The organism is Pseudomonas sp. FBCC-B1667, from assembly GCF_059133255.1.
Genome location: NZ_CP101437.1, coordinates 2,298,834 through 2,317,627 on the forward strand (window position 1 = coordinate 2,298,834; position 18,794 = coordinate 2,317,627).

16 protein-coding genes are annotated in these 18,794 nt (G+C 59.5%); 8 read left to right on the forward strand and 8 right to left on the reverse strand.

Annotated elements, in window-relative coordinates:
- Complete coding sequence (locus NL116_RS10270; RefSeq protein ID WP_494377062.1) at window positions 1-567, reverse strand: CsiV family protein; 567 nt, start codon at window positions 565-567, stop codon at window positions 1-3.
- A 10-nt stretch (window positions 568-577) separates the two neighbouring features.
- The gene (mfd, locus tag NL116_RS10275) at window positions 578-4,027 is read right to left on the reverse strand and encodes a transcription-repair coupling factor (protein WP_494377063.1); all 3,450 of its coding nucleotides are present in this window, start codon (window positions 4,025-4,027) and stop codon (window positions 578-580) included.
- Window positions 4,028-4,390: 363 nt separating this feature from the next.
- On the opposite strand from mfd, the gene NL116_RS10280 reads away from it, so the two are divergent.
- Window positions 4,391-5,854: a glyceraldehyde-3-phosphate dehydrogenase gene (locus NL116_RS10280; RefSeq protein WP_027921678.1), complete on the forward strand. Its 1,464-nt coding sequence runs from the start codon at window positions 4,391-4,393 to the stop codon at window positions 5,852-5,854.
- A gap of 119 nt (window positions 5,855-5,973) precedes the next feature.
- Here NL116_RS10280 and NL116_RS10285 read toward each other — a convergent pair whose 3' ends face one another.
- The gene (locus tag NL116_RS10285) at window positions 5,974-7,272 is read right to left on the reverse strand and encodes an MFS transporter (protein ID WP_494377064.1); all 1,299 of its coding nucleotides are present in this window, start codon (window positions 7,270-7,272) and stop codon (window positions 5,974-5,976) included.
- A 158-nt stretch (window positions 7,273-7,430) separates the two neighbouring features.
- Here NL116_RS10285 and NL116_RS10290 point away from each other — a divergent pair, with 158 nt between their 5' ends.
- Complete coding sequence (locus NL116_RS10290; RefSeq protein ID WP_494378033.1) at window positions 7,431-8,480, forward strand: FAD:protein FMN transferase; 1,050 nt, start codon at window positions 7,431-7,433, stop codon at window positions 8,478-8,480.
- Window positions 8,481-8,688: 208 nt separating this feature from the next.
- The gene (gene sthA / locus NL116_RS10295) at window positions 8,689-10,083 is read left to right on the forward strand and encodes a Si-specific NAD(P)(+) transhydrogenase (protein WP_007907752.1); all 1,395 of its coding nucleotides are present in this window, start codon (window positions 8,689-8,691) and stop codon (window positions 10,081-10,083) included.
- Window positions 10,084-10,125: 42 nt separating this feature from the next.
- Here the strand turns inward: sthA and NL116_RS10300 are convergent, their stop codons facing one another.
- Together NL116_RS10300 and NL116_RS10305 are read right to left on the reverse strand one after the other, a co-directional pair.
- Window positions 10,126-10,848, reverse strand: coding sequence for a glycerophosphodiester phosphodiesterase (locus tag NL116_RS10300; protein WP_494377065.1), 723 nt, complete (start codon window positions 10,846-10,848; stop codon window positions 10,126-10,128).
- 14 nt (window positions 10,849-10,862) lie between these two features.
- Window positions 10,863-11,441 (reverse strand): PilZ domain-containing protein, encoded by a 579-nt coding sequence (locus tag NL116_RS10305; RefSeq protein ID WP_494377066.1) that lies wholly within the window; start codon window positions 11,439-11,441, stop codon window positions 10,863-10,865.
- Window positions 11,442-11,535: 94 nt separating this feature from the next.
- On the opposite strand from NL116_RS10305, the gene NL116_RS10310 reads away from it, so the two are divergent.
- The 3 genes from NL116_RS10310 to NL116_RS10320 all read left to right on the forward strand — a co-directional run bounded on the left by NL116_RS10310 (window position 11,536) and on the right by NL116_RS10320 (window position 14,784).
- Complete coding sequence (locus tag NL116_RS10310; RefSeq protein WP_494377067.1) at window positions 11,536-12,786, forward strand: lipoprotein-releasing ABC transporter permease subunit; 1,251 nt, start codon at window positions 11,536-11,538, stop codon at window positions 12,784-12,786.
- A gap of 7 nt (window positions 12,787-12,793) precedes the next feature.
- Window positions 12,794-13,477: a lipoprotein-releasing ABC transporter ATP-binding protein LolD gene (gene lolD / locus NL116_RS10315; RefSeq protein WP_494377068.1), complete on the forward strand. Its 684-nt coding sequence runs from the start codon at window positions 12,794-12,796 to the stop codon at window positions 13,475-13,477.
- Window positions 13,478-13,539: 62 nt separating this feature from the next.
- Window positions 13,540-14,784 (forward strand): lipoprotein-releasing ABC transporter permease subunit, encoded by a 1,245-nt coding sequence (locus NL116_RS10320; protein WP_494377069.1) that lies wholly within the window; start codon window positions 13,540-13,542, stop codon window positions 14,782-14,784.
- 37 nt (window positions 14,785-14,821) lie between these two features.
- Here NL116_RS10320 and NL116_RS10325 read toward each other — a convergent pair whose 3' ends face one another.
- Window positions 14,822-16,168 (reverse strand): heavy metal sensor histidine kinase, encoded by a 1,347-nt coding sequence (locus NL116_RS10325; RefSeq protein WP_494377070.1) that lies wholly within the window; start codon window positions 16,166-16,168, stop codon window positions 14,822-14,824.
- On the reverse strand, window positions 16,168-16,848 hold the full coding sequence (locus tag NL116_RS10330) for a heavy metal response regulator transcription factor (protein WP_123434326.1): 681 nt from the start codon (window positions 16,846-16,848) through the stop codon (window positions 16,168-16,170). Before NL116_RS10330 ends, NL116_RS10325 begins: the two co-directional genes overlap by 1 nt.
- A gap of 155 nt (window positions 16,849-17,003) precedes the next feature.
- On the opposite strand from NL116_RS10330, the gene copI reads away from it, so the two are divergent.
- Entirely contained in the window at window positions 17,004-17,528 is a 525-nt protein-coding gene (gene copI, locus NL116_RS10335; protein WP_494377071.1) for a copper-resistant cuproprotein CopI, read from the forward strand.
- A gap of 61 nt (window positions 17,529-17,589) precedes the next feature.
- Window positions 17,590-18,420, forward strand: coding sequence for an NADPH-dependent 7-cyano-7-deazaguanine reductase QueF (gene queF / locus NL116_RS10340; RefSeq protein WP_494377072.1), 831 nt, complete (start codon window positions 17,590-17,592; stop codon window positions 18,418-18,420).
- Window positions 18,421-18,504: 84 nt separating this feature from the next.
- Here queF and NL116_RS10345 read toward each other — a convergent pair whose 3' ends face one another.
- Entirely contained in the window at window positions 18,505-18,768 is a 264-nt protein-coding gene (locus NL116_RS10345) for a DUF4404 family protein (protein ID WP_494377073.1), read from the reverse strand.
- Window positions 18,769-18,794 lie beyond the last annotated feature (26 nt).

Below are 18,794 nucleotides of genomic sequence, written 5' to 3' on the forward strand. Positions count from 1 at the left end.
TCAGTCCGGTATTTCATCGGGGACTGGCCGAGGCGCAGGGGCTGTGAGCGAGGTGATCTTGATCAACAAGCCGAGGTGACCGTTGTCGAGGAAGTTCAGCTGGCCGTTCTTGGTATGGCTTTCTTGCTTGAGGCGTTCGCTGGCGGTGACCATGCCATTGCCGTCGATCTGGTTGACCCAGAAGTCGGCGTCGACGTCGGTGAAACGCCCCAGTTTCAGGTTCAGCGTGCCCTCGATCGGGTACTGACTATATTGTTCCTTGCCATCGCTGATCGCCACTTTGCTGGCATGTTCGCCGAGGGTTTGTTGCCAGGCTTTGTGCAGCAACACGGTGTAGTCCGCGCTGGCCGTGAGTTTTTCCACTTCGCCATTCAGGCTTGGCGTACGCAGGCTGTCCTTGCTGATGATCTGCGCGCCGGCGGCCCAGTCTTCCGGTGCGGCGCGGCTGACGATAGCGGGTACAGCGTTTTGCCGGACCAGAATCATTTCAATCTGATAAAGATCATCGGCAAACGCCGTGGGTGCGACCAGCGTCAAAAGCAGGGTCAGTGAGCGAAACAGGCGCATGCGGCGTCCTTCAAGCAGTTTTCGGGATAAGGAGCTCAAGCAGCGCCTCTACAGTATTAAAGCGTTCTTCCGGGCGCTCCATCGGCACCATGAATTTAAACATCGTGGCCCCTTCGAATTTGTAGCGTTTGGGCTGGCCCTGAATCAGTTTGATCAGCGTCAGCGGGTCGACCGGCGTCTGAGCCGCGAACTCGATTCGGCCACCTTGCGGGCCGCCGTCGACTTTCTTGATGCCCAACAATTCGGCCTGCAACTTCAGCGCGGTGATGCGCATCAGGTTCTTGGTCGGTTCCGGCAACAGGCCAAAACGGTCGATCATTTCAACTTGCAGGTCCTTGAGGCCTTCTTCGTCGGTGGCCGAAGCGATACGTTTATAGAGAATCAATCGGGCGTGAACGTCCGGCAGATAGTCTTCGGGGATCAATGCCGGTACGCGCAGATTGACTTCCGGACCACCGCCCAGCGGTTGATCGAGGTTCGGCTGCTCGCCCTTGCGGATCGACTTCACCGCGCGTTCGAGCATCTCCATGTACAGCGTAAAGCCAACCGCCTGGATCTGCCCGCTCTGACCATCCCCCAGCAACTCGCCAGCGCCACGGATTTCCAGGTCGTTGGTGGCGAGCACGAAGCCCGCGCCGAGGTCCTGAGTATTGGCGATCGCTTCCAGGCGCTTTTCCGCGTCCGGGGTGATCTGTTGGCGCGGCGGCGTCAGCAGGTAAGCGTAAGCCTGGTGGTGACTGCGCCCGACGCGGCCGCGCAATTGGTGCAGCTGCGCCAGGCCGAACTTGTCGGCACGCTCGATGATGATGGTGTTGGCACTCGGCACGTCGATGCCGGTCTCGATGATGGTCGAGGCGATCAATACATTGAAGCGCTTGTGATAGAAGTCGCTCATCACCTGTTCGAGTTCGCGTTCGCGCATCTGCCCGTGGCCGATACCGATCCGTGCTTCCGGTACCAGTTCGGCGAGATCGGCAGCGCATTTCTCGATGGTCTTCACGTCATTGTGCAGGTAGTAGACCTGACCGCCGCGCAGCAATTCACGGAGCAGGGCCTCTTTGACCGTGCTCTTGTTCTGCTCCATGACGAACGTCCGTACCGACAGGCGTCGGGCCGGCGGGGTGGCAATGATCGACAGGTCGCGCATGCCCGACACCGCCATGTTCAGCGTGCGCGGAATCGGCGTGGCGGTCAGGGTCAGAATGTCGACTTCGCTGCGCAGAGCCTTGAGCTGCTCCTTCTGACGCACGCCAAAGCGGTGTTCTTCATCGATGATGACCAGCCCGAGGTTTTTGATCTTCACGTCATCCTGCAGCAACTTGTGCGTGCCGATCACGATGTCGATCTTGCCTTCGGCGAGGTCCGCGACCGCAGCGTTCACGTCCTTGGTCGACTTGAAACGGCTCATCACTTCCACGGTTACCGGCCAATCGGCGAAGCGGTCGCGGAAGCTGTTGTAGTGCTGTTGGGCGAGTAGAGTGGTTGGCACCAGAATCGCTACCTGGCGACCACCGTGCACGGCAATGAAGGCTGCGCGCATGGCCACTTCAGTCTTGCCGAAACCCACGTCGCCGCAGACCAGCCGGTCCATCGGTTTCGGCGCGAGCATGTCGGCACGCACCGCTTCGATGGTGGTTTGCTGGTCGGGAGTTTCCTCGAACGGGAAGCCTGCGCTGAACGTCGCATAGTCGGCTTTCGGATCTTCGAAGGCATAACCTTCACGAGCGGCGCGACGGGCATAAATGTCGAGCAATTCGGCGGCAACATCGCGCACCTGTTCGGCGGCTTTGCGTTTGGCTTTTTGCCAGGTCTCGGAACCGAGACGGTGCAGCGGAGCCAAGGCATCATCGCTGCCGGTGTAACGCGCGATCAGGTGCAGGTTGGCCACCGGCACGTACAACTTGGCGCCTTCGGCATATTGCAACGTGAGGAATTCCGCGGCCTGATCGTCGATTTCCAGCGTTGCCAGGCCGAGGTAGCGACCGACGCCATGATCGATGTGCACCACCGGTGCGCCCTCGCGCAGTTCGGTGAGGTTTTTGATGACCGCATCGTTGTTGGCGTCGGCGCGTTTTTCGCGACGGCGACGCTGCATCACCCGCTGACCGAACAGTGGACTTTCGGCCACCAGCGCCAGGGCCGGATTGTCGAGCACCAGGCCTTCGTCGAGCGGGGCGATGGTGATTACCAAACGTTCTTTGCTCGCGACGAAGTCCGGCCAGCTATCGACGGTTTTTGGTCGTAGCTTCAAGCGCTCAAGCAGTTCCAGCAGCACTTCACGACGGCCCGCCGATTCGGCGGTGAACAGCACGCGCCCGGGGAATTCGTCAAGAAAGCCCGCCAGCGCCGCCAATGGCTGAGTGGCCTTGGCTTCGATGGCCAGGTTCGGCAGTTCGCGCGCCGGGAAACGCTCGCGGCCGACACCGGTTTCCACGTCCTGTTGACTGGCCACCACGCGGGGCCAGTTTTTCAGGCGGGCAAAACAGTCCTCCACCGGCAGGAACAGCTCGGCCGGCGGTAATAAAGGACGGGAAGGGTCGACGCGGCGTTCTTCATAGCGATTGCGCACGTCGTTCCAGAAATTCTCCGCCGCCTGCTCGATACCCGGCAGGGAAAACACTTGCGTGTCCTGCGGCAGGTAATCGAACAGCGTGGAGGTTTCATCGAAGAACAACGGCAAGTAGTACTCGATACCGGCCGGTGTAATCCCGCTGCTTAGATCCTGAAAGATCGGGCAGCGGCGGAAGTCCACGTCGAAGCGCTCACGGAAGCGTGCCTTGAAGCGGGTGACCGCATCTTTTTGCAGCGGAAATTCACGCGCAGGCAACAGGCGGACAGTGTCGACTTTATCGATGGAGCGCTGGTTTTCCGGATCGAACGTGCGCAGCGTCTCGATTTCGTCGTCGAACAGGTCGATGCGGAACGGCAGTTTGCTGCCCATCGGAAACAGGTCGATCAGCGAGCCGCGCACCGTGAACTCACCATGCTCGTACACCGTGTCGACGTAGCGATAACCGCTGGCTTCAAGCCGGGTGCGCATTTGCTCAACGTCGAGTTTCTGGCCGATGTCCAGCACCAGGCTACTGCCCAGCAGGAACTTGGTCGGCGCCAGACGATGCAGGGCGGTGGTGATCGGTACCACCAGAACGCCATGGCTGAGCTCCGGCAGTCTATAAAGAGCGGAGATGCGCTGGGAAATAATGTCCTGGTGCGGCGAAAACAGATCGTAGGGCAGGGTTTCCCAGTCCGGGAAATGCAGTACGGGCAAATCCGGGGCGAAGAAACTCAGCTCCTGCTCCAGCCGTTCGGCACTTTGGCTGTCGGCGGTCAGCAGCAGGGTAAAGCGCTTGGCAGCGCTGGCAGCCTCGGCGATGGCCAGGCTGAGGGCGGCACCGGGCAGGTTGCCCCAGTGCTGTTTACCTGCCGCGGCAGGGAGAAGCGGTAGACGCAGAACGGGCACGGAAGGTTGAGCTCCAAGCGTTGCGACAAAGTCGGTAATTGTAGCGGCCCCGGGTGCCGCCTGTCAGTTGCAGACTGTGTCTATTACGCAGGTTTGGCGAAATGTAGTGGTAAAGACAAAATCCGCCGCTTTTTTACTGATATTTGCTGATTATGTAGTGGCAAAACCAACCAGTGTTACGGAGGGTTACGGACAAGGTGGCGTTGTCTCCAAAAAATTGACTGCGCTGCAAGCCCCGTTTTTATTGGGCTTTAGCGCGGCGTGATTTTTTTGAACAGGGAAATGTTACGGATCGCACGACAAGCGCGCATTGCTACGGGAGGGAGTCGGCGGCATAATGTAGCCCCTTTTTTCTGCCCCTACATGTGGAAGGTTCCCGTGACTCAGAAGCCCGACCAGTGTCTTGGTGAATGGATCGACCGTGAAGCACTCGCAGAAGCGATGATTCCGCTTATCGGTCAGCTCTACCGCAATAACAACGTGGTGAGCTCGATCTATGGCCGCAGCCTGATCAACCGTTCAGTCATTGCGATTCTCAAAGCTCACCGCTTTGCCCGTCATCGTCAGTCCGATGACAGCGAATTGTCCGTCCACGAAACATTCCCGCTGCTCAAAGCGATGAGCGAGCTCAAGCTCGGCGCCGCTTCGGTAGACCTGGGCAAGCTTGCGGTCAAGTTCAAGGCCGAAGGCAAAGGTCGCACTGCCGAGCAGTTCGTCCGTGAAGAACTGGCTGACGTGGTTGGTCAGCAGAACGTTTCCGCGCGCAAAGGCACCGACGTTGTCCTGTACGGCTTCGGTCGTATCGGCCGTCTGCTGGCGCGCATCCTGATCGAGAAAACCGGTGGTGGCGACGGTCTGCGTCTGCGCGCCATCGTTGTCCGCAAGGGCGCCGAGAATGATCTGGTCAAGCGTGCAAGCCTGCTGCGTCGCGACTCGGTGCATGGTCCGTTCGACGGCACCATCACCATCGATGAAGCCAATAACACCATCACCGCCAACGGCAACCTGATCCAGGTTATCTACGCGAAGAACCCGACTGAAGTGGATTACACCCAGTACGGCATCAAAGACGCGCTGCTGGTGGACAACACCGGTGTATGGCGTGACGCCGAGGGCCTGGGTCAACACCTGGCGTGCCCGGGTATCGACCGTGTCGTTCTGACCGCACCTGGCAAAGGCAAGCTGAAGAACATCGTTCACGGCATCAACCACGGTGACATCACCGCTGATGACAAGATCGTTTCCGCCGCCTCCTGCACCACCAACGCCATCGTGCCGGTGCTGAAAGCTGTAAACGACAAGTTCGGCATCGTGAATGGTCACGTTGAAACCGTTCACTCGTACACCAACGACCAGAACCTGATCGACAACTTCCACAAGGGCGATCGCCGTGGCCGTAGCGCCGCGCTGAACATGGTCATCACCGAGACTGGTGCTGCCACTGCCGCTGCCAAGGCACTGCCTGAGCTGGCCGGCAAGCTGACCGGTAACGCGATCCGCGTTCCAACGCCAAACGTGTCGATGGCCATCCTCAACCTGAACCTTGAGAAAGCCACCACCCGCGAAGAGATCAACGAGTACCTGCGCCAAATGGCCATGCACTCCGATCTGCATAAGCAAATCGATTACGTCAACTCGCAGGAAGTGGTGTCCACCGACTTCGTTGGCTCGCGCCACGCAGGCGTTGTGGATGCTGAAGCAACCATCACCCAAGACAACCGCGTTGTTCTGTACGTTTGGTACGACAACGAATTCGGTTACAGCTGCCAGGTGGTTCGCGTGATGGAAGACATGGCCGGTGTAAACCCGCCAGCGTTCCCGCGCTAAGCGTTAGCTACACATGAAAACGCCCCGACCCAGGTCGGGGCGTTTTTGTTTGTGCGACGCTCTGCGTGGGAATGCCTCAATGGACGCGCGCGTCCGCTTTTCTTGCGGGATAGAGCAGATCAGGCGTCGCCGACGGCTGCCGCTTTCGCCGTGCGCAGCTCATGCTTATTCCCCCGGAACAACACCAGCGTCGCGATCAGCCCTAGCACCGCCGCGCCACTGAGCCAGATCCCCGGCGCAGCCTTGTTGTCCAGCACATGAATCAGATACGTGCACGCCGCCGGGGTGAACCCGCCAAACGTTGCAGTCGCCAAACTGTACGCCAACGAGAAACCAGTCGTACGAACCTCAACCGGCATTATCTCGGTCAGTGCCACCACCATGGCGCCGTTGTACGAGCCATACAGGAACGACAGCCACAACTCGACAATCAGCAAATGGCTGAAGCTCGGGTTCGCCACTAGCCACGACAGAGCCGGGTAAGCGGTGAGGATTGCCAGAATCGTCGCCGCCAACAGCAGGGGTTTGCGTCCGATCTTGTCGGACAACGAGCCCATCACTGGCAGCCAGAAGAAGTTAGACAGGCCGATACACACCGTCACCAGCAGCGCATCCATGTCCGACAGATGCAGTTCCGCTTTGCCAAACGTCGGGGTATAGGCCGTAATCAGATAGAACGATACCGTGGTCATCACTACCAGTGCCATGCCAGCGATGACGATGCCGAAGTTCTGACCGATCGAGCGGACGATTTCACGCAGGGTAGGGCGGTGTTTGCGCGCTTGGAACTCCGGCGTCTCCTCCAGCGAACGGCGAATCACGAAGATCACCGGCACGATCATGCAGCCGATCAGGAACGGCACGCGCCAGCCCCAATCACCCATTTGTTCCGGGCTGAGCCAGTGGTTCAAACCGACGCCCAGCAGGCCGGCGAATACCACCGCGGCTTGTTGGCTTGCGGATTGCCAGCTGACGAAAAACCCCTTGCGACCCGGTGTCGAAATCTCGGCGAGATACACCGACACACCGCCCAATTCCACGCCGGCCGAGAAGCCTTGCAGCAGTCGACCGAACAAAACGATCAGTGGCGCCGCGACGCCCAGCGTTGCATAACCCGGCACGCAGGCAATCAGCACCGTGCCAGCGGCCATCATGGCCAGTGTGATGATCAAGCCTTTGCGACGACCATGACGGTCGATGTAGGCGCCGAGGAAAATGGCCCCCAGCGGACGCATCAAAAAGCCTGCCCCGAACGTGGCCAGTGACAACATCAGGGAAGCGAAGGCGCTGTCGGCAGGGAAGAAGGTTTTAGCGATGGCCGTGGCGTAAAAGCCGTAGACCATAAAGTCGAACATCTCCAGGAAGTTTCCGCTGACGACGCGAAAAATGGCTTTGCCTTTGCTCGTATTGGAAGACATCTCAAGGTACTCACGCTGGATCTTGTTTGAAAACGCTGCACCTGTGTGCGGCGGTCGTAAGTCCGGTCACCGCTATCGCGAACAGGCTTGCTCCCACAGGTTTTACGTTTGACTGGCGGACGCAAGTAGCCTCGCTCTCATGCGCTCTGATGCCCATAATGGCGGGCGCGGTTTTGAGGGGAGATGAAGATTTGTTAACTGGACGGTTGGGTGGACTTGTGGTGCTGGCCGGCGTTTTGTGCGGTTGTGGCAACGGTGACAGCCTGGAAAGCTTCGGCGGGCCGACCATGGGCAGCACGTATTCAATCAAGTACCTTCGCCATCCCGGGCTCCCCGCCCCGACGGACGTTCGTGTTCAGGTTGAAAAGATCCTCGCTGAAGTCGATCAACAAATGTCGACCTACCGCAGCGACTCCGACATCGAACGTTTCAACGATCTGCCCGCTAATCGCTGTCAGAAAATGCCCGCACCGATTCTCAAGCTGGTGCGTGTCGGTGAGCGTCTGTCGGAACAAAGCGAAGGCTCCTTCGACCTGACGGTGGAACCGTTGCTTAACCTCTGGGGCTTCGGCCCGCAGGCCCGGGAAGAAAAAATCCCCAGCGCCCAAGCGCTGGCCGAAGTGCGGCAGCGAGTCGGTTACCAGCACCTGCGTATTGATAATGATCAGCTGTGCAAGGACGCGGCGGTCGAGGTCGACTTCAACAGCATTGCCGCCGGCTACGCGGTCGATAGAATTGCCGAAAAACTTGACGCAATGGGCATCCACAACTACCTCGCCGAAGCCACCGGCGAACTCAAGGCCGCCGGCAAGAAGCTCGACGGCTCACCCTGGCGCATTGCCCTCGAAGAGCCTCGTGATGACCGGCACGTGGCGGAGCGCGTCATTGCCGTCGACGGTTATGGCGTTTCCACGTCGGGTGACTACCGAAACTATTTCGTGCAGGACGGTCGGCGTTATTCCCACACCTTCGATGCGCGCACCGGTGCACCGATCCTGCACACCCTGGCGTCAGTCACGGTGATTCATCCTTCGGCGTTGATGGCCGATGGACTATCGACGCTGTTGCTGATTCTCGGCCCTGAACGGGGTTGGGACTATGCCCAGGCCCATGACATTGGTGCATTTTTTGTGATTCGTGCCGATACAGCTTTCGTCACACGAACCAATCAGGCTTTTGAACGCCTCAGTGGCGGCAAAGTCGAGTGATGGCAATGATTCAAGCAGTGAAGACTGGCGTTGTAGTGCAGGCAAAACTAGCCTACGACGCGACCAAGGGTTAATGTGCGCGGCGTTGACGCTTCTATAGACTGTGTCCGGGTTCTGCACTGGCCCCAAATTGTTCCTTCACGCCGCAGATCGGCGTGATTTAGCCGCAGGGCGCCGATGGCGCCGCGGCCTGTTCTGAGGAGTACGCATGGCTGTCTACAACTACGACGTGGTGGTGTTGGGTTCCGGCCCGGCGGGAGAAGGCGCGGCAATGAACGCCGCCAAAGCAGGGCGCAAGGTCGCGATGGTCGACAGCCGTCGCCAGGTCGGCGGCAACTGCACCCACCTGGGTACCATCCCGTCCAAGGCACTGCGTCACTCGGTGCGGCAGATCATGCAGTTCAACACCAACCCGATGTTCAGGGCCATTGGTGAGCCGCGCTGGTTCTCGTTTCCGGACGTGCTGAAAAGCGCCGAGAAAGTCATTTCCAAACAAGTCGCTTCGCGCACCGGCTACTACGCCCGTAACCGCGTCGACGTATTCTTCGGCACCGGCAGCTTCGCCGACGAGCAAACCATCGAAGTGGTCTGCGCCAACGGTGTAGTCGAAAAACTGGTGGCCAAGCACATCATCATCGCCACCGGCTCGCGTCCATATCGCCCGGCGGACATCGATTTCCATCACCCGCGCATCTACGATAGCGACACCATCCTCAGCCTCGGCCACACCCCGCGCAAACTCATCGTTTACGGCGCAGGCGTGATCGGTTGCGAGTACGCCTCGATCTTCAGCGGTCTGGGTGTACTGGTTGAGCTGGTGGATAACCGCGGTCAGTTGTTGAGCTTCCTCGACTCGGAAATTTCCCAGGCGTTGAGCTATCACTTCAGCAACAACAACATCACGGTTCGCCATAACGAAGACTACGACCGCGTCGAAGGCGTGGACAACGGTGTGATCCTGCACCTCAAGTCCGGCAAGAAGATCAAGGCCGACGCCTTGCTCTGGTGCAACGGCCGTACCGGCAACACCGATCAGTTGGGTCTGGAAAACATTGGCGTGAAGGTCAACAGCCGTGGCCAGATAGAAGTCGACGAGGCCTACCGCACCTGCGTTCCGAACATTTACGGTGCCGGCGACGTGATCGGCTGGCCGAGCCTGGCCAGTGCCGCCCACGACCAGGGCCGTTCGGCCGCTGGCAGCATCGTCGATAACAACAGCTGGCGCTTCGTGAATGATGTGCCGACCGGCATCTACACCATTCCGGAGATCAGCTCGATCGGCAAGAACGAGCAGGAGCTGACCCAGGCCAAGGTGCCGTACGAAGTGGGCAAGGCGTTCTTCAAGAGCATGGCGCGTGCACAGATCGCCGGCGAGCCGCAGGGCATGCTGAAGATCCTGTTCCACCGCGAAACCCTGGAAGTGCTGGGCGTTCACTGCTTTGGTTATCAGGCGTCGGAGATCGTTCACATCGGTCAGGCGATCATGAGCCAGCCGGGTGAGTTGAACACGCTGAAGTATTTCGTCAACACGACGTTCAACTACCCGACCATGGCTGAAGCCTATCGGGTAGCGGCGTACGATGGCCTCAACCGGCTTTTTTGAGCGGCTCCGGCCGGTGGCCTGAGCCGGCCGGGGAGACCGATTTCAGCAATTCTCGAGCGTGGCGCTGGCCAAACCGGGAAAGTCTGTAATCAGGCTGTCAACGCCGAAGTCGGCGAGTCTGCGCATCAGCGCGGGCTCGTTGACTGTCCACACCGACACATGCAGCCCCTGACGCTGCGCCTTCTGCAGGCGTTCCGGCGTACACAGCGTCCAGTTCAACGCCAGAATGTCACAGCCATAGCTTTGTGCGACCTTCAATGGGTCGAGCCAGGCATATTCGGCGACTAATCCGCGAGACACATCCGGCACCAGGTCCAGCGCAGCCTTGAGCACTTCGCGCGAACTCGAGGTGATCGTGACCTTGTCGAGCAGGCCGAAACGCTGAGCCATTTCACGAATCGCCAGCACCGTTGTCGCGGCGCGGGTGCGTGAGGCGCTTTTGACTTCCAGCTGCCAGTGCTCGAAGTCGCACTTTTCGAACAATTCTTCCAGCGTCGGAATCGGGCATGGCTTTATCCAGCCCGGGCCACCCTTGCGCGCGTCGTAAGTCACCAGCTCGGCCGCCGTATGTTCGACGACTTTGCCGCGACGGTCTGTGGTGCGCTTGAGTGTCGGGTCGTGGATGACCATCAACTCGTTGTCCATGGACAGGTGCAGATCCAGTTCGCAACGGCGCACGCCGTGTTTGAGGCATTCCTGAAAGCTGCTCAGGGTGTTTTCCGGTGCTTCGCCCTTGGCGCCGCGATGGCCGTAGATGAGGGTCACGGTTCTTCCTTAAATTAAATGCCTGATTCGTTTTCGCGGGCCAGTCGTCGTTCCTGGGCCTGTTTCTGCAAAATGTAACGGGCCAGCAACTGCCGTTGAGCATCGGTCGGGCGTTCGAATTCGGTGCCGACGTCAAAGGCACCCGCCTTGCGGTCGCAGTGGGTGACGCGGGCTCGCAGCAACAGGCCGAGGGCTTGCGGCATCAACACCAGTTTGACCGACAGGTGCGCGCCCACGGCGATTGGCGTCGGAGACTGAAAGTCGATGCCGCCTTCGGAAATAATCACCGGCTGCGGCTCGCCAATCTGCCCGAGCACCGTGATCGCGATCACTTGGCTGAGTAAATCAATGCGTTTGTTCTGGGATTTCAGGAACGCCGCCAGGTTGCGGTCACGTTCACTGATCTGGCGTAGCAGGTGTTGCGACTCGAATTCGCTCAGGTGCAGTTCGCTGAGCAAGTTGAACAGTGGGGAAGCATCCTGCAACACTTCCAGGCCTGCGGCCTCGGGAGCGGACAGGGTCCGAATTTCCAGTGCGATCGTGTCCTCGATACGGTAGTATTCGCGGCGATCTTCTTCATCTAATGTCGACATGGCGAACCCATGGTAGCGGCGGTGGTCTGAGTGTAAAGCTGGTTATCGACCCCCGCCACAAGGACGTTCCTTTTCCCTCCGAACAAGCCCCGACATGTTCAGACCTCTCTTCGTATTTATTGGCACGCGTTATACCCGTGCAAAGCGTCGCAATCATTTTGTGTCGTTCATTTCCCTGACTTCAATGATCGGTCTCGCCCTCGGCGTGGTGGTGATGATTGTGGTGCTGTCGGTCATGAACGGCTTCGATCATGAGATGCGCACCCGCGTGCTGGGCATGGTGCCCCACGCGACGATCGAGTCCGGCGAGCCGATCAGTGACTGGCAGAGCCTGGCCACCAAGGTCAAGCAGAACCCGCAGGTGACGGCCGTGGCGCCGTTTACCCAGATGCAGGGTTTGCTGACCAATAACGGCAAAGTTTCCAAAGTCCTGCTCAATGCCATCGATCCTGCGCTGGAGCGCAACGTCTCGATCATTGATAACTTCATGCAGCAGGGCAGACTCGACGATCTCGTGCCGGGTGAATTCGGCATCGTCATCGGCGACAAGGCCGCGGCCAAGCTCGGCGCGGCCCTCGGCGACAAGCTGACGTTTGTCGCGCCGGAAGTCACTGTGACCCCGGCTGGCATGTTTCCGCGCATGAAACGCTTTACCGTGGTCGGCATCTTCCATGTCGGCGCCGGTGAGCTGGACGGTTACCTGGGCATCACCAATTTGCAGGATCTGGCCAGGCTGCACCGCTGGAAGCCGGATCAGGTGCAGGGCATCCGCCTGAAGTTCGACGACCTGTTCCAGGCGCCGCGCACCGCGTGGAGCATCGCTCAACAACTGGGCGAAGATCGTTATTACGCCCGCGACTGGACTCGCACCCACGGCAACCTGTATCAGGCGATCCGCATGGAAAAAGCCATGATCGGCCTGCTGTTGCTGCTGATCGTCGCCGTTGCCGCGTTCAATATCATTTCCACATTGGTGATGGTGGTGAACGACAAGAAGGGCGATATCGCGATTCTGCGCACCCTGGGCGCCACGCCGCGCACGATCATGGCGATCTTTATGGTGCAGGGCACCGTCATCGGTGTGGTCGGTACGCTGATTGGCGCCGTGGTCGGGATCTTCGCCGCGCTGAACGTCAGCGCCGCGATCTCGGCGCTCGAAGGCGTGATCGGCCACAAATTCCTCAACGCCGACGTGTACTTCATCGATTACCTGCCGTCGCAAGTGCAGAGCGAAGATGTCTTGATGGTCTGCGGCGCGGCGTTGGTCCTGAGTTTCCTCGCCACCCTGTATCCAGCCTGGCGTGCCGCGCGCACCCAGCCTGCGGAGGCGCTACGTTATGAGTGAGTCGGGCATGAGTGATAAAGCAATCTTGAGCTGCCGTAACCTGGGCAAGTCCTACGAGGAAGGCCCGGAGTCGGTGGAAGTGCTGGCCGGTCTGCAACTGGAGTTGCACCCGGGCGAGCGTGTGGCGATTGTCGGCACGTCGGGTTCGGGCAAAAGTACCTTGCTCAATCTGTTGGGCGGTCTGGATACGCCGACCAAGGGCAGCGTCTGGCTCGACGGTGAGGAACTGTCGGCGCTGAGCGAGAAGAATCGCGGCCTGCTGCGTAACCGTTCCCTCGGTTTCGTGTACCAATTCCACCACTTGCTGCCGGAGTTCACCGCGCTGGAAAATGTCTGCATGCCGTTGCTGATCGGCAAGACGGCGATCCCGCAAGCACGTCAGCGCGCCACGGCATTGCTGGAGCGGGTAGGGCTCGGCCATCGCCTGGAGCACAAACCGTCCGAGTTGTCCGGCGGGGAACGTCAGCGCGTCGCCATCGCCCGCGCCCTGGTGAACAAGCCAGGCCTGGTGATGCTCGACGAGCCGACCGGCAACCTCGACTCCCACACCGCCCAGGGCATTCAGGATTTGATGCTGGAACTCAGCACCTCGATGCGCACTGCGTTCCTGGTGGTTACCCATGACATGAACCTGGCTCGCCAGATGGATCGCGTCCTGCATCTGCAGGAAGGTCGCCTGACGCCCATCTGACAGACCAAAACCCGGCGTCTTGAAAGACGTCGGGTCTTTTATTTTTATACGGTGCCCAGCGAATGTTCAGACCGTTATCGATCTTCATCGGCGCGCGCTATACCCGCGCCAAGCGCCGCAATCGCTTTGTTTCCTTTATCTCGATGACCTCGATGATCGGCCTCGCCCTGGGCGTGCTGGCGATGATCGTGGTGTTGTCGGTGATGAACGGCTTCCAGCGCGAAATGAGCTCGCGAATCCTCGGCATGGTGCCACACGCGACCATCGTCGGCGTGAACCCGATTGACGATTGGCAGCCGGTCGCAGCGGCCGCGATGAAGAACCCGCAAGTGACGGCCGCCGTACCGTTCACCGAGATGGAAGGCATGCTGTCCTACAAGGGCACGATGCAGCCGATCCAGGTCAGCGGCGTCGATCCGGCGCTGGAAGGCAAGGTGTCAATTGTTGCCCGGCACATTGTTCAGGGGCGTCTGGATGCCTTGAAACCGGGTGAGTTTGGCGTGGTGATTGGCGAGATCACGGCGCGGCGTTTCCGTTTGAACGTCGGCGACAAAATCACTTTGATCGTGCCGGAAGTCAGTACTGCCCCTGGCGGTATTACCCCGCGCATGCAGCGCCTGAACGTGGTTGGTGTGTTCAAGGTCGGGGCTGAACTGGACGGTTCGATGGCGTTGATCCACGTTGCCGATGCAGCGCAGATGCAGCATTGGGAGCCGAACCAGGTGCAGAGCGTACGCTTGGCGGTGAAGGACCTGTACGCGGCACCGCAAGTGTCGAGTGACATCGCCAGCGGTTTGGGGGCTGCCTTCAAGGCTGATGACTGGACCCACACTCAGGGCAGTCTGTTCAGCGCGATGAAGATGGAAAAAACCATGATTGGCCTGCTGTTGCTGATGATCGTCGCGGTGGCGGCGTTCAACATCATCGCGACACTCATCATGGTAGTGAACGACAAGGGCGCGGACATCGCGATCCTTCGCACCATTGGCGCCACGCCGGGGCAGATCATGGCGATCTTCATGGTCCAGGGCACGGTGATCGGCATCGTAGGGACCTTGATCGGCGGCGTCCTGGGCGTGATTGCGGCGTTGAACGTCAGTGAGTTGGTGGGCTGGATCGAGCGGGTAAGCGGTCAGCACATCTTCAGTTCTGATGTGTACTTCGTCAGTAATCTGCCTTCGGAGTTGCAGGGCGGGGATGTGCTGTTGATTTGCTCGGCGGGGTTTATCTTGAGCTTCCTGGCGACGGTCTATCCGGCTTGGCGCGCGGCGAAGATCGAGCCGGCTCACGCGTTGCGGTATTCGTAAGCCGCCCGTGATCATTCCCACGTAATGGTGGGAATGATCAGGTGCGGGGCAAGTCAATCACAAACCGGGTCCATCCATTCCCCGATTCGCAACGAATTTGCCCGCCATGGGCACGCACGATCGACTGCGTAATCGCCAGCCCCAACCCTGCATGTTCGTTGCTGCCTTCCTGACGTGCCGGATCTGCCCGATAAAACCGGTCAAACAATCGTGGCAGCAACGCCCCGTCAATGCCTTCGCCACTGTTCTCCACCGTCAGGGTCAACCCTTTGGCCTGCTCGACAATCCGCACCCGAACTTCGCCTTCGGCCGGCGTAAATCGCAATGCGTTATTCAGTAAATTGGAAAGTGCCCGCCGCAACATGTTGCGGTCACCTTCAATCCGCGCACTACCTTCACGACTTAGCGTAATCCGGGCGTCTTCCGCCAGCGGCGCAAAAAACTCCAGCAACAGATCCGCTTCCTGCGCCAGTTCTAGCGGTTCGCGCTTGGGCGTCAGCAATCCGTGATCCGCCTTGGCCAGGTACAGCATGTCATTGACCAGTTGCGCCATCCATTGCAGTTCTTCGAGGTTGCTGTGCAACGCCTCGCGGTAATCCTCGATGGGCCGGGGGCGGGTAAGGGTGACCTGCGTATGGGTCAGCAGATTCGACAGTGGTGTGCGCAGTTCGTGGGCGATGTCGGCGGAGAACGCCGAGAGTCGTTGAAAAGAGTCGTCAAGGCGTCCGAGCATGGCGTTGAAGCTGTTGGCCAATTCCGCGAGTTCTGGCGGCATGTTCTCTTCAGGCAGGCGCGCATTCAGTGATTGCGCCGACACACCTCGGGCGACCGCACTCATGCGCCTTAACGGGCGCAACCCGCTGCGCGCCGCCCAGGCACCGAGCAGGGCGGTGGCCAGTGCTGACAACCCCACGGTCAGCCAGATCAGATGCTGCATGCGTTGCAGAAAGTGCTGGTGATGGGTGATGTCCAGCAACAACGTCAGTTGTGGGGAGTCAGGGTTGTCGACAAACAGCGGAGCATTCAACACGCGGTAGTCGGTGCCGCCGTCGTTCAGCGTCGACAAGCCGGGAGTTTGCGGCAGCTTGTCCGGCAGCCGCGTCGAACTCTCATACCAGCGTTGGCCATCGCTGCCGGTGATACGCAGCGACAGATCGGCCTGGCGGCTCAATTCATCCGTGAGTCTGATTCCGCTCTCGCTGGATTGAATGCCGTGAAGCGCCCGGCGCAATCCGATCAGTTGTCCATCCAGCAACTGCTGATCAAGTTCGACGAAGTGCGCCTCGCTGGCGCGACTGAATAACACCCCGGCGAACAGCGAAACCACTGCCGTACAAGCCGCAAACAGCAGGGCCAGTCGACTGCTTAACGAAAGGCTCCGCATCAGGCCACACGCTCTTCCAGGACGTAACCCATGCCGCGCACCGTGTGGATCAGTTTGTTGGGGAATTCGTCGTCGATCTTCAGGCGCAAACGACGGATCGCGACTTCGATGACATTGGTGTCGCTGTCGAAATTCATGTCCCAGACCTGAGAGGCAATCAGCGATTTGGGCAGGACTTCACCCTGACGGCGCAGGAGCATTTCCAGCAAGGCGAACTCTTTGGCCGTGAGGTCGATGCGCTGGCCGCTGCGTTCGACGCGACGGCGGATCAGGTCCAGGCGCAAATCGGCCAGTTGCAGGCTGGTTTCCTGTGGCGAGGCGCTGCCGCGCCGCAACAGGCTGCGGACCCGGGCCAGCAATTCCGAAAAGGCGAACGGTTTGACCAGATAGTCGTCGGCGCCCAATTCGAGTCCGTGGACCCGGTCCTCCACCGCGTCACGCGCCGTCAGAAAAAGCACGGGCGTATCGAGGCCGGCACTGCGCACCGCTTGCAGAATCTGCCAGCCATCGCGACCGGGCAACATCACGTCGAGAATCAACAAAGCGTAGTCGCCGCTCAGCGCCAGTTGTTGCCCGGTGCTTCCGTCGGCCACCAGTTCGGCGTTGAAACCGGCCTCGGTCAGGCCCTGACGCAAATAGTGGCCGGTTTTCGGTTGGTCTTCGACGATCAGCAATTTCATGAGCGACTCTGGGCAAATGGAACGAACGCTTTATACCGTGGGCAGCATTAATACAGGTCAACCTGACAAAGTTGTAATCTGGCTGTCAGGTTGCGGGCAGTGACGGCAGTTTAGAGTTTTCCACAGGCTGAACCTTATTTTGTTGGAGTACGACGATGTTTTTGCGCAAATCTTTGCTGCGGGTGGCGTGTCTGTTGGCGTTGAGTTCGCCGGTGTGGGCTGGCCCGGCGCAGTCCTACAACTTCGGCCAGCCCGCTGCGGCGGCCGAGGCGACTCGCAGTGTTGAAGTGGTGATGGGCGATATGTCGTTTACGCCCAAGGCCATCGATATCAAGGCCGGTGAGACCATTCGTTTTGTGCTGGTGAATAAAGGCCAGTTGCTGCACGAATTCAACCTGGGGGACGCGGCGATGCATGCCAAACACCAGCAGGAAATGTTGCAGATGCAGCAGAGCGGCATGCTGACGCCTACCGGCATGAAGGAGATGGACCACGGCTCGATGGCGGGCATGGATCATGGAATGATGAAGCACGACGACCCGAACAGCGTCCTCGTCGAGCCGGGTAAAACCGCCGAGCTGACCTGGACCTTCACCAAGGCCACCAGCCTGGAATTTGCCTGCAACATCCCCGGCCATTATCAGGCGGGCATGGTCGGCAAGTTGACTGTCAGTCAGTAAGCACTCAATGGCGGGCGCAAAGGCTGGTAGAATCCGCTGATTCTTCAGTCAGGTTTCCGCCATGCATCCCGCAGCCGAACACTCGCCGCTGGGCAAATCCAGCGAATACATCGCCACTTACACGCCGTCCTTGCTGTTCCCGATTCCGCGTACCGCGAAATGGGCCGAGCTGGGCCTGACGGCTGAAACCCTGCCTTACAAGGGTGTGGACTTCTGGAACTGCTTCGAGCTGTCGTGGCTGTTGCCTTCCGGCAAGCCAGTCGTGGCGATTGGTGAGTTCAGCATCCCGGCGGATTCGCCGAATATCATCGAATCGAAGTCGTTCAAGCTGTACCTGAATTCGCTGAACCAGACGCCGTTCGCCGATACGGCGAGCCTCGAAGCGACGCTGGCCAAAGACCTGTCGGCTGCTGCCGGCAAACCGGTTGGCGTGCGCATTCGCAGCCTTAAGGACGTTGAGTCCGAAGGCGTGGTTGCGTTGCCGGGTGTGTGTATTGATGACCTGGACATCAGCGTCAGCAACTACGAGCATCCGCGTCCGGAGCTGCTGCGTTGCGATGAATCGCGCATCGTGGAGGAGAGCGTGCACAGCCATTTGCTCAAATCCAACTGCCCGGTCACCAGCCAGCCGGATTGGGGCAGCGTGGCGGTGGAATACCGTGGCGCTGCACTGGATCACGCGAGTTTGCTGGAATACATCGTGAGCTTCCGTCAGCACTCGGACTTTCATGAGCAGTGTGTGGAGCGGATTTTCCTCGACTTGCAGCGGTTGCTGAAGCCGGAGAAGTTGACGGTGTATGCGCGGTATGTGCGCCGTGGCGGGCTGGATATCAACCCCTATCGCAGCACTGAAACCGCTCAACTGCCGAACCACCGGCTGGTCCGACAGTGAAGATCTAATGCGCGAGTGCTTTGCAAATCCCGGATATTGAAAAGCCCCGCTATCGCTAGCGGGGCTTTTTTGTATCCGGCGGGTTCAGATCCCGATGTTGCCCAGGGTTTGCGCGATGTTGCGCAACGTGCCAGCAATAACAGGGTGTTCGAGTTCAAAGCGTTCAACGGCCAGGTTGACGCCGTCAGCCAGGCTCGAATCCTTGGTTTTGGTTTCCAGTTCAAGTTCCAGTTCGATCTGTTGCATCAGCGCGTGCAGGTCGTCGCGCTCGGCTTCGGACAGCGGTGGATTCTGTTCCAATTGCTCGCGCAGAGTATTGAGCTGTTCTTGCAGTTCGCGGGCAGGCATGGCGTTCTTCCTTTTATCGATAGGCA

What these genes read in the sequence shown, in the direction of transcription:
- NL116_RS10270 (WP_494377062.1), bottom strand. Translation starts at nt 567, where the DNA reads ATGCGCCTGTTTCGCTCACTGACCCTGCTTTTGACGCTGGTCGCACCC.
- NL116_RS10280 (WP_027921678.1), top strand. Translation starts at nt 4,391, where the DNA reads ATGTGGAAGGTTCCCGTGACTCAGAAGCCCGACCAGTGTCTTGGTGAA.
- NL116_RS10285 (WP_494377064.1), bottom strand. Translation starts at nt 7,272, where the DNA reads ATGTCTTCCAATACGAGCAAAGGCAAAGCCATTTTTCGCGTCGTCAGC.
- NL116_RS10290 (WP_494378033.1), top strand. Translation starts at nt 7,431, where the DNA reads ATGGCGGGCGCGGTTTTGAGGGGAGATGAAGATTTGTTAACTGGACGG.
- sthA (WP_007907752.1), top strand. Translation starts at nt 8,689, where the DNA reads ATGGCTGTCTACAACTACGACGTGGTGGTGTTGGGTTCCGGCCCGGCG.
- NL116_RS10305 (WP_494377066.1), bottom strand. Translation starts at nt 11,441, where the DNA reads ATGTCGACATTAGATGAAGAAGATCGCCGCGAATACTACCGTATCGAG.
- NL116_RS10310 (WP_494377067.1), top strand. Translation starts at nt 11,536, where the DNA reads ATGTTCAGACCTCTCTTCGTATTTATTGGCACGCGTTATACCCGTGCA.
- lolD (WP_494377068.1), top strand. Translation starts at nt 12,794, where the DNA reads ATGAGTGATAAAGCAATCTTGAGCTGCCGTAACCTGGGCAAGTCCTAC.
- NL116_RS10320 (WP_494377069.1), top strand. Translation starts at nt 13,540, where the DNA reads ATGTTCAGACCGTTATCGATCTTCATCGGCGCGCGCTATACCCGCGCC.
- NL116_RS10325 (WP_494377070.1), bottom strand. Translation starts at nt 16,168, where the DNA reads ATGCGGAGCCTTTCGTTAAGCAGTCGACTGGCCCTGCTGTTTGCGGCT.
- NL116_RS10330 (WP_123434326.1), bottom strand. Translation starts at nt 16,848, where the DNA reads ATGAAATTGCTGATCGTCGAAGACCAACCGAAAACCGGCCACTATTTG.
- copI (WP_494377071.1), top strand. Translation starts at nt 17,004, where the DNA reads ATGTTTTTGCGCAAATCTTTGCTGCGGGTGGCGTGTCTGTTGGCGTTG.
- queF (WP_494377072.1), top strand. Translation starts at nt 17,590, where the DNA reads ATGCATCCCGCAGCCGAACACTCGCCGCTGGGCAAATCCAGCGAATAC.
- NL116_RS10345 (WP_494377073.1), bottom strand. Translation starts at nt 18,768, where the DNA reads ATGCCTGCCCGCGAACTGCAAGAACAGCTCAATACTCTGCGCGAGCAA.